At 56.1% G+C, this 18,062-nt stretch carries 18 protein-coding genes; 8 read left to right on the forward strand and 10 right to left on the reverse strand.

What is annotated here, in order from left to right:
• Positions 1–1,047: an ADP-heptose--LPS heptosyltransferase RfaF gene (gene rfaF / locus P0H77_RS00920; RefSeq protein WP_276161146.1), complete on the reverse strand. Its 1,047-nt coding sequence runs from the start codon at positions 1,045–1,047 to the stop codon at positions 1–3.
• A gap of 4 nt (positions 1,048–1,051) precedes the next feature.
• Positions 1,052–1,984, reverse strand: coding sequence for an ADP-glyceromanno-heptose 6-epimerase (rfaD, locus tag P0H77_RS00925; protein ID WP_194207568.1), 933 nt, complete (start codon positions 1,982–1,984; stop codon positions 1,052–1,054).
• Positions 1,985–2,196: 212 nt separating this feature from the next.
• Here rfaD and kbl point away from each other — a divergent pair, with 212 nt between their 5' ends.
• Both kbl and tdh read left to right on the forward strand, forming a co-directional pair.
• Complete coding sequence (kbl, locus tag P0H77_RS00930) at positions 2,197–3,393, forward strand: glycine C-acetyltransferase (protein ID WP_276161149.1); 1,197 nt, start codon at positions 2,197–2,199, stop codon at positions 3,391–3,393.
• Between the two features lie 9 nt (positions 3,394–3,402).
• Positions 3,403–4,428 (forward strand): L-threonine 3-dehydrogenase, encoded by a 1,026-nt coding sequence (gene tdh, locus P0H77_RS00935; RefSeq protein ID WP_276161151.1) that lies wholly within the window; start codon positions 3,403–3,405, stop codon positions 4,426–4,428.
• A gap of 150 nt (positions 4,429–4,578) precedes the next feature.
• Here tdh and P0H77_RS00940 read toward each other — a convergent pair whose 3' ends face one another.
• Positions 4,579–5,280: a lipopolysaccharide core heptose(II) kinase RfaY gene (locus P0H77_RS00940; protein ID WP_276161152.1), complete on the reverse strand. Its 702-nt coding sequence runs from the start codon at positions 5,278–5,280 to the stop codon at positions 4,579–4,581.
• Positions 5,281–5,513: 233 nt separating this feature from the next.
• On the opposite strand from P0H77_RS00940, the gene P0H77_RS00945 reads away from it, so the two are divergent.
• Positions 5,514–6,548, forward strand: coding sequence for a glycosyltransferase (locus tag P0H77_RS00945; RefSeq protein WP_276161156.1), 1,035 nt, complete (start codon positions 5,514–5,516; stop codon positions 6,546–6,548).
• 14 nt (positions 6,549–6,562) lie between these two features.
• On the opposite strand, the gene P0H77_RS00950 is transcribed toward P0H77_RS00945, so the two are convergent.
• The 3 genes from P0H77_RS00950 to gpmM are packed head-to-tail and all read right to left on the reverse strand — an operon-like array spanning position 6,563 to position 10,336.
• Entirely contained in the window at positions 6,563–7,504 is a 942-nt protein-coding gene (locus P0H77_RS00950; RefSeq protein WP_276161161.1) for a divergent polysaccharide deacetylase family protein, read from the reverse strand.
• 3 nt (positions 7,505–7,507) lie between these two features.
• On the reverse strand, positions 7,508–8,779 hold the full coding sequence (envC, locus tag P0H77_RS00955) for a murein hydrolase activator EnvC (protein ID WP_276161163.1): 1,272 nt from the start codon (positions 8,777–8,779) through the stop codon (positions 7,508–7,510).
• Between the two features lie 9 nt (positions 8,780–8,788).
• The gene (gene gpmM, locus P0H77_RS00960) at positions 8,789–10,336 is read right to left on the reverse strand and encodes a 2,3-bisphosphoglycerate-independent phosphoglycerate mutase (protein ID WP_276161166.1); all 1,548 of its coding nucleotides are present in this window, start codon (positions 10,334–10,336) and stop codon (positions 8,789–8,791) included.
• A 247-nt stretch (positions 10,337–10,583) separates the two neighbouring features.
• Between gpmM and P0H77_RS00965 the strand changes: the two genes are divergently transcribed.
• The 5 genes from P0H77_RS00965 to cysE all read left to right on the forward strand — a co-directional run bounded on the left by P0H77_RS00965 (position 10,584) and on the right by cysE (position 13,760).
• Positions 10,584–11,015, forward strand: coding sequence for a rhodanese-like domain-containing protein (locus tag P0H77_RS00965; RefSeq protein WP_276161169.1), 432 nt, complete (start codon positions 10,584–10,586; stop codon positions 11,013–11,015).
• Positions 11,016–11,030: 15 nt separating this feature from the next.
• Complete coding sequence (grxC, locus tag P0H77_RS00970; RefSeq protein WP_176920037.1) at positions 11,031–11,282, forward strand: glutaredoxin 3; 252 nt, start codon at positions 11,031–11,033, stop codon at positions 11,280–11,282.
• A gap of 88 nt (positions 11,283–11,370) precedes the next feature.
• Complete coding sequence (secB, locus tag P0H77_RS00975; protein ID WP_276161175.1) at positions 11,371–11,847, forward strand: protein-export chaperone SecB; 477 nt, start codon at positions 11,371–11,373, stop codon at positions 11,845–11,847.
• A complete protein-coding gene (gene gpsA / locus P0H77_RS00980; protein ID WP_276161180.1) occupies positions 11,847–12,866 on the forward strand; it encodes an NAD(P)H-dependent glycerol-3-phosphate dehydrogenase in 1,020 nt (339 codons plus the stop codon). The genes secB and gpsA overlap by 1 nt, the downstream gene beginning before the upstream one ends.
• A gap of 75 nt (positions 12,867–12,941) precedes the next feature.
• On the forward strand, positions 12,942–13,760 hold the full coding sequence (gene cysE, locus P0H77_RS00985) for a serine O-acetyltransferase (protein ID WP_276161182.1): 819 nt from the start codon (positions 12,942–12,944) through the stop codon (positions 13,758–13,760).
• A 78-nt stretch (positions 13,761–13,838) separates the two neighbouring features.
• Here the strand turns inward: cysE and trmL are convergent, their stop codons facing one another.
• From trmL to lldP, 4 genes are read right to left on the reverse strand one after another with little or no spacing between them, the layout of a single operon-like run.
• Positions 13,839–14,312 (reverse strand): tRNA (uridine(34)/cytosine(34)/5-carboxymethylaminomethyluridine(34)-2'-O)-methyltransferase TrmL, encoded by a 474-nt coding sequence (gene trmL, locus P0H77_RS00990; RefSeq protein WP_276161184.1) that lies wholly within the window; start codon positions 14,310–14,312, stop codon positions 13,839–13,841.
• Between the two features lie 59 nt (positions 14,313–14,371).
• Positions 14,372–15,562: an FMN-dependent L-lactate dehydrogenase LldD gene (lldD, locus tag P0H77_RS00995; protein ID WP_276161186.1), complete on the reverse strand. Its 1,191-nt coding sequence runs from the start codon at positions 15,560–15,562 to the stop codon at positions 14,372–14,374.
• Positions 15,559–16,335: a transcriptional regulator LldR gene (gene lldR / locus P0H77_RS01000; protein WP_276161187.1), complete on the reverse strand. Its 777-nt coding sequence runs from the start codon at positions 16,333–16,335 to the stop codon at positions 15,559–15,561. Before lldR ends, lldD begins: the two co-directional genes overlap by 4 nt.
• Positions 16,332–17,987: an L-lactate permease gene (lldP, locus tag P0H77_RS01005; RefSeq protein WP_276161190.1), complete on the reverse strand. Its 1,656-nt coding sequence runs from the start codon at positions 17,985–17,987 to the stop codon at positions 16,332–16,334. The genes lldR and lldP overlap by 4 nt, the downstream gene beginning before the upstream one ends.
• Positions 17,988–18,062 lie beyond the last annotated feature (75 nt).

An 18,062-nucleotide genomic window follows, 5' to 3' on the forward strand; every position in this document is an offset into this window, starting at 1 on the left:
TCAGGCATCCTCATCAAGCAGTAGCGCATTCAGTTCATCCAGCACGCGTTGCGGTGTGATATCGATCAGGCTCTGGTGATAACCTTCGGCGGCATCGCCTTTTCGTACCTTGTGATAACCTTCAATCAGGCGAATGACGCGCGCCTTGTGAGAAAGCGGCGGCGTAAAGTCCGGGCTGCTGGGGCCATACAGGGCGACCAGCGGACGGCCAAGCGCGGCGGCCACGTGCATCAATCCCGAGTCGTTACTGACCACGGCTTTGCAGGCCGCAATCAGGATCACGGCTTGTTCGAGTTGGGTTTCGCCCGCCAGATTACGGCACCACGCCTGCTGTTCAAGGTTTAAGGCGGCAAGGATTTCATTGCCCGCATCGTGATCTTTCGCTGAGCCGAACAGGACCACCTGATAGCCTTCATCAATGAGTTGTTTTGCCAGCTCTGCGTAGTGATAGTGCGGCCAGCGTTTGGCCGGGCCAAATTCCGCGCCGGGACAAAACCCTACCAGCGGACGTTCTGTCGATAATGCAAACGCCTCGCAGGTCGCTGATTTTTCGTCATTGCTGACCTGAAGCTCAGGCCATAAAAGCGGCTGCGGCAGATCCTTCGCACTGGTGATCGTACCTTTGTCATACGCCAGCGCCACATAGCGCTCCACCATTAGCGGCCAGGCCTGTTTATCCAGGACGCGCGCATCGTTGAGCAGGCCGTAGCGCATCTCGCCGCGCCAGCCGCTGCGAAGCGGAATACCAGCAAAAAACGGCACCAGTGCGGATTTAAACGAGTTTGGCAGGACGTAAGCGCGATCGTAATGGCGGCTGCGTAAGCTATGGCCCAGCTTGCGGCGCGCGCCGATCTCCAGCGCGCCGTGACCCAGCGGCATGGGAATTGCCTCATTCACTTCCGGCATGCGGGACAGCAGCGGACGGCACCACGCGGGTGCCATCACGTCAATAATGGCCTGGGGATAGCGCGCCCGGAGCGTGCGGTAAAGACTCTGCGACATCATCATGTCGCCCACCCAGGACGGGCCGATCACCAGTATTTTCATAGGATTATGCGTCGCGGTTCAGCCAGGCCATATATTCCGTCACGCCTTCAGCAACGGTTTTGAACGGCTTGTCGTAGCCCGCAGCGCGCAGATTAGTGAGATCCGCCTGCGTAAACGCCTGATAGCGGCCTTTCAGTTTTTCCGGGAACGGGATGTATTCGATGCTGCCTTGTTTGTGGAAGGCCAGCGTCGCATCCGCGACGGCCTGGAAAGATTCCGCGCGCCCGGTACCCAGGTTGAAAATGCCGGAAACGCCGTTTTCCAGGAACCACAGGTTCACCGCCGCAACGTCGCCAACGTAGACGAAATCACGCTTAAAGCCGTCGCTGCCTTCAAACAGTTTCGGACTTTCGCCATTGTTCAGTTGAGTATTGAGATGGAAAGCCACGCTCGCCATGCTGCCTTTATGCCCTTCGCGCGGGCCATAGACGTTGAAATAGCGGAAGCCGACAACCTGTGAGTTCGCTTCCGGCAGGATCTGACGCACATATTCATCGAACAGGAATTTAGAGTAGCCGTAAACGTTCAGCGGTTTTTCGTATTCGCGGGATTCAATAAAGTCAGAGGTGCGTCCGCCGTAGGTGGCAGCCGAGGACGCGTACAGGAACGGGATTTCGTGCTCCAGGCAATAGTGCAACAGCTCCTTGGAGTATTGATAGTTATTATCCATCATATACTTGCCGTCCCACTCGGTGGTGGAAGAGCACGCGCCTTCATGAAAAATGGCATCGATATCGTCGAACTCTTCGCCCGCCATGATCTGAACGAGGAAGTCTTCTTTATCCATATAATCAGCGATATTGAGGTCGACCAGGTTGGCAAACTTGGTGCCATCTTTCAGGTTATCAACCACCAGGATGTCGGTAATGCCTTTATCATTCAGGGCCTTAATGATGTTGCTGCCGATAAAACCTGCGCCGCCAGTCACAATGATCATACGTTAACCTTTGAAATAGTGGGTACTGAGACCGTCTCAGATACGAATGTCTTTATCATACCATCACAACGTCCAGTCTTCAGCTTTCACCGACAGCCACCTGCGCATGCGTGATTTATGCTGCAAAAATCGCATCTGCTAATGCGTCATCTCGTATCAACGTATAGCTTTGGGTAATATGTACCAACTTTTATCGAATCGGGAGAGTGGTTATGCGTGGGGACTTTTATAAGCAATTAAGTGGCGATCTGGAAACGGCGCGGGCGGAAGGGTTATTTAAGGAAGAACGGATCATTACTTCTGCCCAGCAGGCGGATATCACTGTCGGCGATGGTAGCCACGTCATTAACTTCTGCGCGAATAACTATCTTGGCCTTGCTAACCATCCTGAACTGATCGCCGCTGCCAAAGTGGGCATGGACTCTCACGGGTTTGGTATGGCATCGGTGCGTTTTATCTGCGGTACGCAGGACAGCCACAAAGTGCTGGAGAAAAAACTGGCCGAATTCCTCGGTATGGAAGACGCGATCCTGTACTCCTCCTGCTTTGACGCCAACGGCGGCCTGTTTGAAACCTTGCTTGGGGCAGAGGATGCCATTATTTCCGACGCGCTGAACCATGCCTCGATAATTGACGGCGTGCGCCTGTGTAAAGCGAAGCGTTTTCGCTACGCCAACAACAATATGCAGGAGCTGGAAGCCCGCCTGAAAGAGGCGCGTGAAGCCGGGGCGCGCCATGTGCTCATCGCCACCGACGGCGTATTTTCCATGGATGGCGTGATCGCCAACCTGAAAGGCGTCTGCGATCTGGCGGATAAATATGACGCTCTGGTAATGGTGGATGACTCCCACGCGGTCGGCTTCGTTGGCGCAAACGGTCGTGGCACGCATGAATATTGTGAAGTGATGGACCGGGTAGACATCATCACCGGTACGCTGGGTAAGGCGCTCGGCGGCGCATCCGGCGGCTATACGGCGGCGCGTAAGGAGGTGGTGGAATGGCTGCGCCAGCGTTCTCGTCCGTACCTGTTCTCCAACTCTCTGGCACCGGCCATTGTTTCCGCCTCGATTAACGTGCTGGAGATGCTGGCATCCGGCGCGGAGTTGCGCGAGCGCCTGTGGGCCAATGCCCGTCAGTTCCGCGAGCAGATGTCGGCGGCGGGTTTTACGCTGGCCGGGGCCGATCACGCGATTATTCCGGTGATGTTAGGCGACGCCACGGTGGCGCAGAACTTTGCCCGCGAGCTGCAAAAAGAAGGGATTTACGTCACCGGTTTCTTCTACCCGGTGGTGCCAAAAGGCCAGGCGCGGATCCGTACCCAAATGTCGGCGGCGCATACGCCGGAACAAATTGAACGTGCGGTGGCAGCCTTTACCCGCATCGGTAAACAACTGGGCGTGATTGCCTGAGGATCATAGATGAAAGCGTTATCGAAACTGAAAGCGGAAGAAGGCATCTGGATGACCGACGTCCCAAAACCGGACGTTGGCCATAACGACCTGCTGATCAAAATCCGTAAAACCGCGATTTGTGGCACCGATGTGCATATCTATAACTGGGACGAGTGGTCGCAAAAGACTATCCCGGTTCCAATGGTTGTCGGCCATGAATATGTGGGTGAAGTGGTCGGTATTGGTCAGGAAGTGAAAGGCTTTAAAATTGGTGACCGCGTGTCGGGCGAAGGCCATATTACCTGCGGCTACTGCCGTAACTGCCGCGGCGGGCGCACGCATCTGTGCCGCAATACCGTGGGCGTGGGGGTTAACCGTCCGGGCTGCTTCGCGGAATATCTGGTGATCCCGGCCTTTAACGCGTTTAAAATTCCTGACAATATTTCCGACGAGCTGGCATCTATCTTCGATCCGTTTGGCAATGCGGTTCACACGGCGCTGTCGTTCGATCTGGTCGGTGAAGACGTGCTGGTCTCCGGCGCGGGTCCGATTGGCATTATGGCCGCGGCGGTGGCGAAACACGTCGGCGCGCGTAACGTTGTTATTACCGATGTGAATGAATACCGCCTTGAGCTGGCGCGTAAAATGGGCGTCACCCGTGCGGTTGATGTCTCTAAAGAAAACCTGACCGAGGTGATGGCTGAACTGGGCATGACCGAAGGTTTTGACGTGGGGCTGGAGATGTCCGGTGCGCCGCCAGCGTTTCGTTCCATGCTGGACACCATGAATCACGGCGGTCGTATCGCCATGCTGGGCATTCCACCGTCGGATATGTCGATTGACTGGAATAAAGTGATCTTTAAGGGATTGTTTATCAAAGGTATCTACGGACGCGAGATGTTTGAAACATGGTACAAGATGGCGGCGCTGATCCAGTCTGGTCTGGATTTGTCACCTATTATTACCCACCGATTCCCGATTGATGCGTTCCAGCAGGGCTTTGACGAGATGCGTTCCGGTCGGTCCGGGAAAGTGATCCTGAGCTGGGATTAAGGTCCGGCGTGTTCCCCGGTGAGCGCAGCTTACCGGGTGTTTAACGTGGGCCGGATGCGGTCCTTTTCCCGGTGGCGCTGCGCTTACCGGGACTACGGTTTGCTGTTAAACGATGTGCCGTTAACGGTATGTTATGGTATGGAGCCCACGTCAGGCGTGAGAACTCACCTTACCGCGCAACCTGCGTGAAAGCTTACGAAAATCCTCTTTCAATCTGATCGCGCGATACACCGCGCCGTGACCTTCTACCTCGAGATGGTATTTTTTCCGCAGGGTTAAAATATCGTTCGCCTGGCACACTCGCATACTGCCGCGACAGGAGAGATCAATAACCTTCAGCTCCCCCTCCGGGGTACGGATAAAATTCCCGGCATGAATATCATTGGAGGCAAGCCCGGCGCGGTGCAGCGCCAGAATACAATTTTTAATCTCCTCGCGATTCGAATCGTCGATGACCTTCAACGGCGTTCCTTCGACATACTCATGAAGGGTAAAGACGTTTTCACATTCGCGGCCGACCATTTTTTCCGCCACATAATAGAGATCGGCGGTCCCGGTATAACCCTGGGTTATCGCGCGGTCGGTGGCATAAATCAGCTTTGAGAAAAAAGGCCCGGAGAGATAATTTTGCAGCCGTTTCTCAAGCCGCTTATCTTTTTCCCGATCGTTTTTGACGATATATTTTTTACCTTCGTATTCCACGACCGCAACGGTTCTGTCCTCATTACCACTGCCCAACGATACCGACGGCAACTCGCCGGCCAGATATTTTTTTACTATCTCGCCAAAACGAACGCCTGTGTCCTTCTGATAAATCGTGAAGCCGTTTTCTTTACTGGTAACGATGGGCATAACACTTCCGGTTGGGTGGTTACATGTAAGGGTAATGATTATTCGTCACATTATACCCTAACCCTAAACGAGCTGGTGTCGTCAAAACTTAACAATTAGTGATTATTCTTAATCTGGATTTATTTTCAATTTGAAAATCAACGGGATAAACAAAGCGCGTCGGGCCTTAAGTCTTTCTTAAGGAATAGTGCGTAAAACGTAACCGCATATCCATTGTTAAGCAGGTAATTACTATGATGATTCGCTCAGGCAAACTCAGCGTCATTATCCCTCTCTATAACGCAGGCGAAGCTTTCGCCGCCTGTATGGAGTCGCTGGTGGCTCAGAGCTGGAGCGCTCTGGAAATTATTATTGTTAATGATGGTTCAACGGACTGTTCCGTCGGAATTGCGCAGCATTATGCAGAGAAATATCCGCATATCCAGTTGATTACGCAGGCGAATGCCGGTGCGTCCGTCGCGCGTAATCGCGGCATGGAAGCGGCGACAGGGGAGTATGTCGCTTTTGTTGATGCAGACGATCTCACCTATTCCAGGATGTATGAAACGCTGATGACCATGGCGCTGCGGGATAATCTCGACGTCGCGCAGTGCAACGCCGACTGGTGCGACAGCGCGACCGGCGACTGCTGGCAGTCGATCCCGCTGGACCGCCTGCGCTCAACAGAGGTATTGAGCGGTCCGGACTGGCTACGTATGGCGCTGGCCTCCCGCCGCTGGACGCACGTGGTATGGATGGGCGTATATCGCCGTCAGATGCTTGAGGAGTGCGGCCTGACCTTCGTGCCGGGTCTGCATCATCAGGATATTTTATGGTCCACCGAGTGCATGTTTAACGCCCGTCGGGTGCGCTACACGGAAGAGTGTCTGTATAAATACTTCCTGCACGACGCCTCGGTTAGCCGCCTCAAGCGCCAGGGGCAAAAAAACCTCGCCTATCAGCGCCACTATATGAAGATCACTCGCCTGCTGGAGAAGCTGAACCGCGACTATGCCGGGAAAATCACTATTCATCCTGAATTCCATCAGCAAATCGTTTACGAAGCGTTGCGGGTATGTCATTCGGTACGCAAAGAGCGCGATCCGATGATCCGCCAGCGCATGATCGCCGAGATTTTTACCTCCGGCATGTATCAGCGGATGGTGACGAACGTGCGTAGCCCGAAACTGGCGTATCAGGCGCTGCTATGGTCGGTGCGGCTGTGGAAATGGCGCGATCGCAAGCTGTGCATCCGGCGTCTCGCCCGCGAGGCGGTTAACCTGCGCTAAGCGGACGCCGTCCGTTATTTTTGCTGGTTCCAGCCCTGCCACTGGTGCTGAAAATACTGCACCAGAGTGCTCTGGCTGATGCTCTCGCTCAGTACGCTGAAGAAGCGCGTGGCGTAAACCGGCTCGGTTTTTTGCTTCGGCTTGCAGAGTTTCACGCCGCGGAACGGATTACGCGGCGCATCCGGCGTAATGGTTTTCGGCGGTTTGGTATTTGGGGTCGACGTGTCAATCTGCGGCTCGTTGAGCAGGTCGCTCGGACGCACCAGGGTAATATCTGACGGCAGGTTGTAGACCATCTGTTGCAACACGCGCACGGTGGTCGGATGCGGATGCCCGATAGCAATCGCCGAACCATTACGCCGCGCCAGCTCAACCGCACGCGTAAACTGGGCGCGAATATCCGCCTCCCGCTGCGTGTCATCCAGGAAAACCCGGCGCTTAATCACTTTTACGCCCGTGCCGCTGGCCGCGCGCATCGACTGGCTGTTGCCGATCGTCATGCTGTCGAGAAAGTAGAGATTATAGCGGCTCAGCGCCTGCATCACTTTCTGCATGCCGAACAGGCTGGAGGTCATGGCGCTGCCCATGTGGTTGTTCAGCCCCACGGCGTAAGGGACGTCATCCACCGCCTCACGTACGATGCGCTCAATTTCAGCGCTGCTCATATCCGGGCGCAGGGTATCTTTTTCCAGCGGCTGTTTGCTTAACGGCGCCATCGGCAGGTGAATTAACACTTCATGACCGTTATTGTGCGCTTTAGTCGCCATCTCACGGGCGTGCGGTGCGTTAGGTAACACGGCGACGCTAATGGTCGGGGGGAGGGCCAGCACCTGATTTTCAGTCTGCGGGCGATAGCCAAAATCATCAATCACGATGGCGAGTTTACCTGCGTAAACCGGCGCGATAACGGCTACTATTCCTGCGGTACAAACAACAATTCGACGAAATTGAAGCAAAACTTATCTTCCCAACCACGGCAGTGGATTGACCGCCTGACCCTGGCGGCGAATTTCGAAATAGAGCGACGGTCTGCCCTGACCGCCGCTATTGCCCACGAGTGCGATTGCCTGACCGGCGCGCACCTGGGTTCCCACGCTCACCAGCGCGCTCTGATTATAGCCGTAAAGACTCATATCGCCTTTACCGTGCTCAACCACAACCACCAGGCCGTAGCCCTGCAGCCAGTCGGCGAGGATCACCCGGCCATCGGCGATGGCTTTGACTTCGGAACCTTCAGACGCGCCGATAACCATGCCTTTCCAGCGTAGTTCGCCCTGAAGCTGCTCGCCATAGCGATGCAGGGTAGGACCGCGTACCGGCCAGTATGCCTGACCACGCGGTGAACCCAGCCCGCCGGTACGCGACATCAGGGAACGTTCACTTTCGGTCGGTTTATAGGTGGTGCCTTTGCTGGAGGCTTCTTTCTGGCGAGTGCGGACGGCTTCCGCTTCACGGGCTTCCTGTTCGGCACGGGCTTTGGCTGCCGCTGCGGCGCGCGCAATACTGTTACGCAGGCGCGATTCGTTGGCCCGCATTTCGCTTAGCTGCTGCTGACCCTGCTGAATGGAAGATTCAAGACCGGTAAGGGTCTTTTTACGCTCGTTGCGCGCCTGCTCCAGTTTCGCCTGCTGCGCCCGCTGCTCATATAGCAAGGTCTGCTGCTGGCTTTGTTTCTCTTCCAGTTCGGCCTTTTGCGAGTCAACCTCGGCACGCGTCTGTTTGAGCTGTGCAATCGTCTCCTGACGCGCCTGGTTCAGATAGCCGAAATAAGCCTGTAAACGCTGTCCGCGCTGGCCTTCTTCGCCGCTCAGCACGAACTGAAGGCCGGAATGCTCGCCCTGACGAAAGGCGGCATCCAGCTGCGCGGCAAGGTTACGCTCCTGCGCCGCTCGCTGCTGTTCAAGGCGGGCAATGGAGGCGTTCATGTCGGCAATCTGCTTGTTTAACTGGGTGAGGCTGTTTTCGGTTTCCCGCAGCTTACGCGCGGCGGCGGCAATCGCTTCTTCCTGCTGCTTGAGCTGGTTGAGCAAACCCGCACGCTGTTGCTGCTGCTTTTGCACCGCACGCTGCTTGGCAGCGATATCGGCCTGAATACTTTTTAGCTGATCGCGTTCATCGGCGTGGGCGGGAAAGGCGCACAGCAATACGCCAGCGCTAAGTGCGCTGGCGTAAAGTACGGATCTGACCGCCGTCACGATCCGTTTGTTTGAATAGATCACCGTTCCCCTCATGGGGAGGGATTATTCCACGATGAACAGCGGCTTACCAGTCATCTGTTGCGGGATTTCCATTCCCATCAGCGTCAGCATGGTCGGCGCGATGTCGGAAAGCTTGCCGCCCTCTACTGCCGTCACGGTTTTGTTGCCGACATAAATCAGAGGAACCGGAAGGTTGGTGTGGGCAGTATGCGCCTGGCCGGTAGACGGATCGCGCATTTGTTCGGCGTTACCGTGGTCGGCGGTGATCAGCAGCTGTCCGCCAACGGACTCCACTGCTTTCGTTACCTGCTCAACGCAGTGGTCCAGCGCTTCAACTGCCTTGATGGCCGCTTCCATTACGCCGGTATGACCGACCATATCGCCGTTCGGGTAGTTACAGATGATGGTGTCGTACTTACCGCTTTCGATGGCGGCAACCAGTTTTTCGGTCAGCTCGGCAGAACTCATTTCCGGTTGCAGATCGTAGGTTGCCACTTTCGGTGAGTTGATCAGAATACGTTCTTCACCTTTAAACGGTTCTTCGACGCCGCCGTTAAAGAAGAAGGTTACGTGGGCATACTTCTCGGTTTCGGAGATGCGCAGCTGGGTCTTGTTGTTCTTTGCCATCCACTCGCCGTAGGTATTTTCCAGCGACGACGGCGGATAAGCGACGGCGGTTTTGATGTCGGCGGCATATTCCGTCAGCATGACGAAATCACCGAGCTTAATTTCTTTCTTACGGGCAAAGCCGTCGAAATCGGCGTTGACAAACGCGCGGGTGATTTCACGGGCGCGGTCGGCGCGGAAGTTCATGAAAATTAGCGCGTCGCCGTCTTCCATCGCGGCATTGGCCTGGCCTTCAGCGCGAATCACCGTGGCTTTAACGAACTCATCGTTTTCATCACGCGCATAGGCCGCCTGCAAACCAGCGACAGCGGTATTCGCCTGGAAATCGCCTTTGGCCTGGGTCAGCAGATCGTAGGCCTGCTCAACGCGGTCCCAACGGTTGTCACGATCCATCGCGTAATAACGACCAATGATTGACGCCACGCGACCTTTGCCCAGCGCAGCAAATTTGTCTTCGAAGGTTTTCAGGGAGCCTTCAGCGCTGCGCGGCGGAGTGTCGCGACCGTCGAGGAACGCGTGCAGATAGATTTTTTCCGCGCCGCGTTCAGCCGCCAGTTCTACCATCGCCAGGATGTGATCTTCATGGCTGTGAACGCCGCCAGCGGAGAGCAGGCCCATGATATGTACCGCTTTGCCTGCGGTGGCTGCTTTTTCTACTGCTGCCGTCAGGACCGGGTTAGCAAAGAAGGTGCGTTCTTTAATTTCGACGTCCAGACGGGTCAGGTCCTGATACACAATGCGGCCTGCGCCGAGGTTTACGTGACCCACTTCGGAGTTGCCCATCTGGCGATCCGGCAGACCGACTTCCAGCCCGGAAGCGTCGATCAGCGTATGCGGACGTTTTGCCCACAGGGCGTCCATTACCGGCGTTTTTGCCGCGGAAATGGCGTTATCCTGTTTATCTTCGCGATAACCATAGCCATCCAGAATCACCAGTACCATTGGTTTTTTAGAAATCGACATTGCGACAACCTCATGCTCATGAGCCAAAAAAATTTGCCTAATATTACTTCAACTGAATCGATTAAATAGCCGCAGAAGATCAAAGAAAGCGGCTGCGTTGGGTGCAGATTTACCTGTATGCGACAATTTTTTTCGCGGCGCGCCGCAGAAAATGCATAACATCGCGCTGGCTGGCTGTATTTGCCACACTGCACAGGTATACTCCTTCCCTGGTTTTTCAATCACTACGTCGGGAGTTGTTACCCCCATGCAAGAAATTATGCAATTTGTTAGCCGTCACCCCATACTTTGTCTCGCGTGGGTGGCATTGCTGGTGGCCGTACTGTTCACCACCTTTAAGGGTCTCACGTCTAAAGTGAAGGTCATTACACGCGGTGAAGCGACTCGTCTTATCAATAAAGAAGATGCCGTTGTGGTCGATCTGCGCCAGCGCGACGACTTCCGTAAAGGGCACATTGCTGGTTCCATTAACGTATTGCCTGCCGAAATTAAAGCGAATAACGTCGGCGAGCTTGATAAACACAAAGACAAACCCATTATTGTTGTTGATGGTACAGGTGTTCAGGCTCAGGAATCCGCCAATGCGCTGATCAAAGCCGGATACGAGAAAGTCTTCGTACTGAAAGAAGGCGTTGCTGGCTGGAGCGGTGAAAACCTGCCTCTGGTCCGCGGCAAATAACCCGGAGAGACGATTATGGCCAATATTGAGATCTACACCAAAGCAACCTGCCCGTTTTGCCACCGAGCAAAAGCGCTGCTGAACAGCAAAGGCGTGACGTTTGAAGAGCTGCCGATTGACGGCGATGCGCACAAACGCGATGAGATGATCCAACGCAGTGGCCGCACGACCGTCCCACAGATTTTTATTGATGCGCAGCACATTGGTGGCTGCGACGACTTGTATGCGCTGGACGCACGTGGTGGACTGGATCCTCTGCTGCGCTAACGCATATAAAACATCATTCAGGATGGCATCAGGGATGCAACCGGAAGGATGACGTATATTTTAAGGACAACACTAAAGGGTTTTTCACATGTCAGAACAAAATAATACTGAGATGGCTTTTCAGATCCAGCGTATCTACACCAAAGACATCTCTTTCGAAGCGCCTAACGCGCCGCACGTTTTTCAGAAAGACTGGCAGCCGGAAGTTAAACTGGATCTGGATACCGCGTCCAGCCAGCTGGCTGAAGGTGTTTACGAAGTGGTACTGCGTGTAACCGTGACCGCCTCTCTTGGCGAAGAAACCGCATTCCTGTGCGAAGTGCAGCAGGGTGGTATTTTCTCCATCGAAGGTATTGAAGGCACTCAGATGGCGCATTGCCTTGGCGCATACTGCCCGAACATTCTGTTCCCGTATGCCCGTGAATGCATCACCAGCCTGGTTTCACGCGGTACGTTCCCGCAACTGAACCTCGCGCCGGTTAACTTCGATGCGCTGTTTATGAACTATTTGCAGCAGCAGGCTGGCGAAGGCGGCGAAGGTACTGAAGAACATCAGGATGCCTGATGAGCGAAAGTAATGCGTCAATGACAGTGATCGGTGCCGGCTCGTACGGCACCGCTCTTGCCATCACCCTGGCAAGAAACGGCCATCAGGTTGTCCTGTGGGGCCACGATCCCAAACATATCGCGACGCTTGAGCACGATCGCTGCAACGTCGCGTTCCTTCCCGATGTTCCTTTCCCGGATACGCTGCGCCTTGAGAGCGATTTAGCGACCGCGCTGGCCGCCAGCCGCAATATCCTGGTGGTGGTGCCGAGTCATGTGTTTGGCGAAGTGCTGCGCCAGATTAAGCCGCTGATGCGTGCCGATGCGCGGCTGGTTTGGGCGACCAAAGGGCTTGAAGCGGAAACCGGACGTCTGTTGCAGGACGTTGCCCGTGAAGCGCTGGGCGACGATATCCCGCTGGCGGTGATCTCCGGCCCGACCTTTGCTAAAGAGCTGGCAGCAGGCTTACCTACGGCGATCTCGCTGGCGGCGACAGATACCGCCTTTGCAGACGATCTCCAGCAGCTTTTGCACTGCGGCAAAAGTTTTCGCGTTTACAGCAATCCGGATTTTATCGGCGTGCAGCTGGGCGGGGCGGTGAAAAACGTCATCGCCATCGGCGCGGGCATGTCGGACGGTATTGGCTTTGGCGCTAACGCCCGCACCGCCTTAATTACCCGCGGCCTGACGGAAATGTCGCGTCTGGGTGCCGCGCTGGGTGCCGACCCGTCCACCTTTATGGGCATGGCGGGGCTGGGCGATCTGGTGCTGACCTGTACCGACAACCAGTCGCGTAACCGTCGTTTTGGCATGATGCTCGGTCAGGGCATGGATGTGCAGGGCGCGCAGGATCAGATCGGCCAGGTAGTTGAAGGCTACCGTAATACTAAAGAAGTGCGCGCGCTGGCGCATCGCTTCGGGGTAGAAATGCCAATAACCGAGGAAATTTATCAGGTATTGTATTGCGGAAAAAACGCCCGCGAGGCAGCATTGACCTTATTGGGGCGTTCGCGCAAGGACGAGCGCAGCAGCAATTAGCCAAAGAGAAACCTGTCATCTCAGATACGGTCAGCACAGAACTGGCCGATCGCTTTAATTCGTCTGGAGTCAGCAATGCCGTGTGAAGAACTGGATATCGTCTGGAATAATATTAAAGCCGAAGCAAGAGCGCTGGCCGATTGTGAGCCGATGCTGGCCAGTTTTTATCACGCGACGTTACTGAAGCATGAAAACCTTGGCAGCGCATTAAGCTATATGCTGGCCAATAAGCTGGCCTCGCCGATTATGCCCGCCATCGCCATCCGTGAAGTGGTGGAAGAGGCTTATGCCGCGGACCCGGAGATGATTGCCTCCGCCGCCTGCGACATCCAGGCCGTCCGCACCCGCGATCCGGCGGTGGATAAATACTCCACGCCGTTGCTCTATCTCAAAGGCTTCCACGCGCTCCAGGCCTACCGCATCGGCCACTGGCTGTGGCATCAGGGCCGTCAGGCGCTGGCTATTTTCCTGCAAAATCAGGTGTCAGTTTCTTTCCAGGTCGATATCCACCCGGCGGCAATGATTGGTCACGGGATCATGCTCGATCACGCCACCGGCATTGTAGTGGGCGAGACGGCGGTGATTGAAAACGATGTCTCCATTCTGCAATCGGTCACGTTAGGCGGGACCGGTAAAACCAGCGGTGATCGCCACCCGAAAATCCGCGAAGGCGTAATGATCGGCGCGGGCGCGAAAATCCTCGGCAACATTGAAGTCGGGCGCGGCGCGAAGATTGGCGCTGGTTCGGTGGTATTACAGCCTGTTCCGCCACACACCACCGTCGCTGGCGTCCCGGCGCGTATCGTCGGTAAACCCGAGTCGGATAAGCCAGCAATGGATATGGACCAGCATTTTAGCGCGCATAACGGGTTTGAGTACGGAGACGGGATTTAACGCCCCGTCTTCCGACGCAGGTTATGTGGACCATACGGCACTTCTGTATGGCTGGGCAAACGCACACCCTCGCTAATATCAGGTTCTTAACACCGCGCCCGGATATCCCAGCTGGCGCCAGGCTTCATACACTACTACCGACACCGCGTTCGACAAATTCATGCTGCGGCTGTCCGGCATCATCGGAATCCGAATTTTTTGCTCCGCCGGTAATGCCTCAAGAATACTGGCAGGCAGGCCGCGCGTTTCCGGGCCGAACATCAGATAATCCCCGTCCTGATAGCTTACCGCGCTGTGCGCTGGCGTGCCCTTTGTGGTTAGCGCGAACAGGCGCTGCGGCTTTTGTGCTTCAATAAAGGCGGCATAATCGTGGTGGCGCGTGACGGCGGTAAATTCATGGTAATCCAGTCCGGCGCGACGCAGGCGCTTATCGTCCCAGGCAAAGCCCATTGGCTCAATGATGTGCAGACGAAAGCCGGTATTGGCGCATAAACGGATGATATTTCCAGTATTCGGCGGGATTTCCGGTTCGAATAAAACGATGTTCAGCATACTGCCCCCTTAAATTGCGGGGGCAGAATAGCAGATAGAGAGAGTGGGGGTGAGGAGAATTACGCCGCATCTCCCTGCGTCATCGGTGCCAGGGCGTTGGGCAGCGCTTTGCCCAGTTCGCGCACCAGCGAATCCTGAGTGATCTCTTTAATCGACTTCGCCCCGGTCAGCGTCATTGCTACCCGCATCTCTTTCTCAATCAGATTCAGCAGATTGGCGACGCCCGCCTGCCCGTGCGTTGCCAGCGCATAAAGATAGGCGCGACCAAGCAGCACGGTATCCGCACCCAGGGCGATCATCCGCACCACGTCCAGGCCGTTGCGGATACCGCTGTCGGCAAGGATCGCGATATCGCCTTTTACCGCGTCGGCAATGGCGGGCAGGGCGCGCGCGGAGGACAGTACACCATCGAGCTGGCGGCCGCCGTGGTTGGAAACCACGATCCCGTCCGCGCCAAAGCGTACCGCGTCGCGGGCATCGTCTGGATCAAGGATCCCTTTGATCACCATCGGTCCATCCCAGAACTCGCGGATCCACTCCAGGTCTTTCCAGGAGATCGAGGGATCGAAGTTATTGGCCAGCCAGCCGATATAATCTTCCAGCCCGGTCGGTTTGCCGAGGTAGGCCGAAATATTCCCTAAATCATGCGGACGACCGTTAACCCCCACGTCCCATGCCCACTGCGGGTGGGTCACCGCCTGCCAGTAACGGCGCATCGCGGCGTTTGCGCCGCTCATGCCGGAGTGAGCGTCGCGATAACGCGCGCCCGGCGTTGGCATATCCACGGTAAAGACCAGCGTGGAGCAGCCCGCCGCCTTTGCCCGCTCCAGCGCGTTACGCATAAAACCGCGATCGCGCAGGACGTAGAGCTGGAACCACATCGGGCGCTTGATGGTCGGCGCGACCTCCTCAATCGGGCACACCGAGACGGTGGAAAGCGTAAACGGAATGCCTTTCGCGTCCGCCGCTGCTGCCGCCTGTACTTCTCCTCGACGGGCGTACATCCCGCACAGCCCGACCGGGGCCAGCGCTACCGGCATGGAGAGTTTTTCATTAAACAGCGTGGTCTCAAGGCTTAAATCGGACATGTTCTTCAGCACGCGCTGACGCAGGGCGATCTGCGAGAGATCTTCCACATTGCGGCGCAGGGTATATTCGGCATAGGCACCGCCGTCGATATAGTGGAACAAAAACGGCGGCAGAATACGTTGAGCGGCAGCGCGGTAGTCGCTGGCGGCGGAAATAATCATGATTTTTTCTCCCCTGAATTATCGTTCTGATCGCCGGGCAGGCGGGTAATACGCGCCTGGCGGGCCTGATCTTCATCGAAACGTTTAATCGTGGTATGGACGAATTTAAGGTGGGCCATCATCGCCTTACGTGCGCCATCGGCGTCACCGGCGAGGATCGCCTCCATCACCGCCTGATGCTGTTCGGTCAGGCAGGCGAAAACGGGCGGAACCAGATACATGCGCTGGCGGCTCTGTTTGACGGAAGACTGCAACAGATCAAAAAAGCCGCGCATGGTTTGCAGCAGCACGACGTTATGGGAAGCCTCAGCAATCGCGAGGTGAAAACGGACATCCGCCTGCGAGGCCAGATCCGGGTCGTCGCCGAGCGTGGCTTCAAAACACAGTTTAATTTTCTCTTTATCCGCGCTGGTTGCACGCAGCGCCGCATGCCAGGCGGTGCTGGCTTCAATCGCATGACGCGCTTCCAGAATGTCAAAACTGTAGTCCGGATCATCCGCCAGCAGCATTTTTAGCGGCTGAACGATATTGTGTTCAGTCCAGCTTTCATGCTGCCAGCGCACAAACGTGCCGCCACCGCGACGGCTCAACAGCAGCCCTTCACTGTTAAGCCGGGCGATGGCCTCACGCAGAGAATTACGCGAGACCCCAAGCTGGACGGCGAGCTGGCGTTCGGCGGGTAAACGCATCCCAGCCTCCAGCTGTTGTTCTTCGATCATTGCCCGCAGACGGTCGGCAACATCGTCTGCCAGGCGTTTAGGCATCACTATCACGGGATCATCCAGGTTAAGACATAGGCCTGAAGCGTGGTGATCACGCCCACCATACAGGTGAAAATCAGGCTGTGTTTGACGGTAAAGCGGAACAGATCGGACTCTTTCCCGACCAGCCCTACCGCCGCACAGGCAATGGCGATGGACTGCGGAGAAATCATCTTGCCGGTGACGCCACCGGTGGTGTTAGCGGCGACCAGCAGAATGTCCGATACCCCGATTTGTTGCGCGGCGGTGGCCTGCAGCGCGGCAAACAGCGCGTTCGACGACGTATCCGAGCCGGTAAGGAATACCCCCAGCCAGCCGAGGAACGGCGAGAAGAAGGTAAACGCGTGGCCGGTATGCGCCAGAGCCAGCGCCAGCGTGGATGACAGGCCGGAGTAGTTCGAGATAAACGCGAAGGCCAGCACCATGCCAATCGAGTAAATCGGCAACGCCAGCTCTTTCAGCGTGCTGCCGAAGGTGTGCAATGCCGCACCCGGCTTCATCTTTAACCAAAGGATAGACAACAATGCGGCAAACAGGATCGCCGTGCCGGTGGCCGAGAACCAGTCGAATTTATATACCGCAGCATACGCGGTGGCGTCGTGGACTACCGGCGGCATCCGGGCAACCAGTCTATCGAGGAACGGCACCGGAACGTTGATCACCCAGTCGTACATCGCGCCGCCGGGCGCAAATAACGCCTTGAACGGCGGAATGCTCCACAGGGTAACCGTCGCGGTCAGGAACAGGAACGGCGACCAGGCGCGCAGGATCTGCCCGGGCGTGTAGCGGATGCGCTCAATCGAAGGATCGACCTGCGCCGCCCCCATATCGCCGAAGCGGAAAATACGCACCGGCTTCCAGCGTTTAAGGAACAACGTCAGGCAGACCAGCGACACCAGCGAAGAGATAATGTCCGGCAGTTCCGGGCCAATAAAGTTAGAGCTTAAATACTGGGCGATGGCAAACGAGCCGCCCGCCACCATCACCGCAGGCCACGTCTCTTTCACCCCGCGCCAGCCGTCCATAATCGCCATGATCCAGAACAGCACGATAATGGTCAGGAACGGCAGCTGGCGACCAACCATCTGGCCAATTTCAAAACTGTCCAGCCCGGTCACCTGGCCGGCGACCAGAATCGGAATGCCCATCGCGCCAAAGGCCACCGGCGCGGTGTTTACAATCAGGCACAGCCCGGCGGCATACAGCGGATTAAAGCCGAGGCCGACCAGCAGCGCGGCGGTAATCGCCACCGGCGCGCCAAAGCCTGCCGCCCCCTCCAGAAACGCGCCGAACGAAAAGCCGACAATCAGCATTTGCAGGCGCTGGTCCGGGGTAATCGATAAAATCGACGAGCGGATAATATCGAACTGGCCGGTTTTCACTGAAATCTTATAAACAAAGACCGCTGCGATAATGATCCAGGCGATCGGCCACAGGCCGTAGAAGAAGCCGTATACCACCGAGGCCAGCGCACGATCGACCGGCATTTTATAGAAGAATAGCGCCACCAGCAGGGCGATAATTACCGTGTAGGTTGCTGCGATGTAGCCTTTCAGCTTGAGCTTTATCAGCGCAAAGAAGAAAAAGAGAATCGGAAGCGAAGCGATGAGGCTTGAGAGCCAAATGTTACCGGCCGGATCGTAGTTCTGTTGCCAGAGGTTCATGCAGGTCTCCTGAGGCCCACCGTTACGCCAGCGCAGTGAGTCTGCGCTCATTGCTGCGTCACATTCTGTGTAAAG

Origin of the sequence: Superficieibacter sp. HKU1 (assembly GCF_029319185.1) — a bacterium.
Taxonomy (GTDB): domain Bacteria; phylum Pseudomonadota; class Gammaproteobacteria; order Enterobacterales; family Enterobacteriaceae; genus Superficieibacter.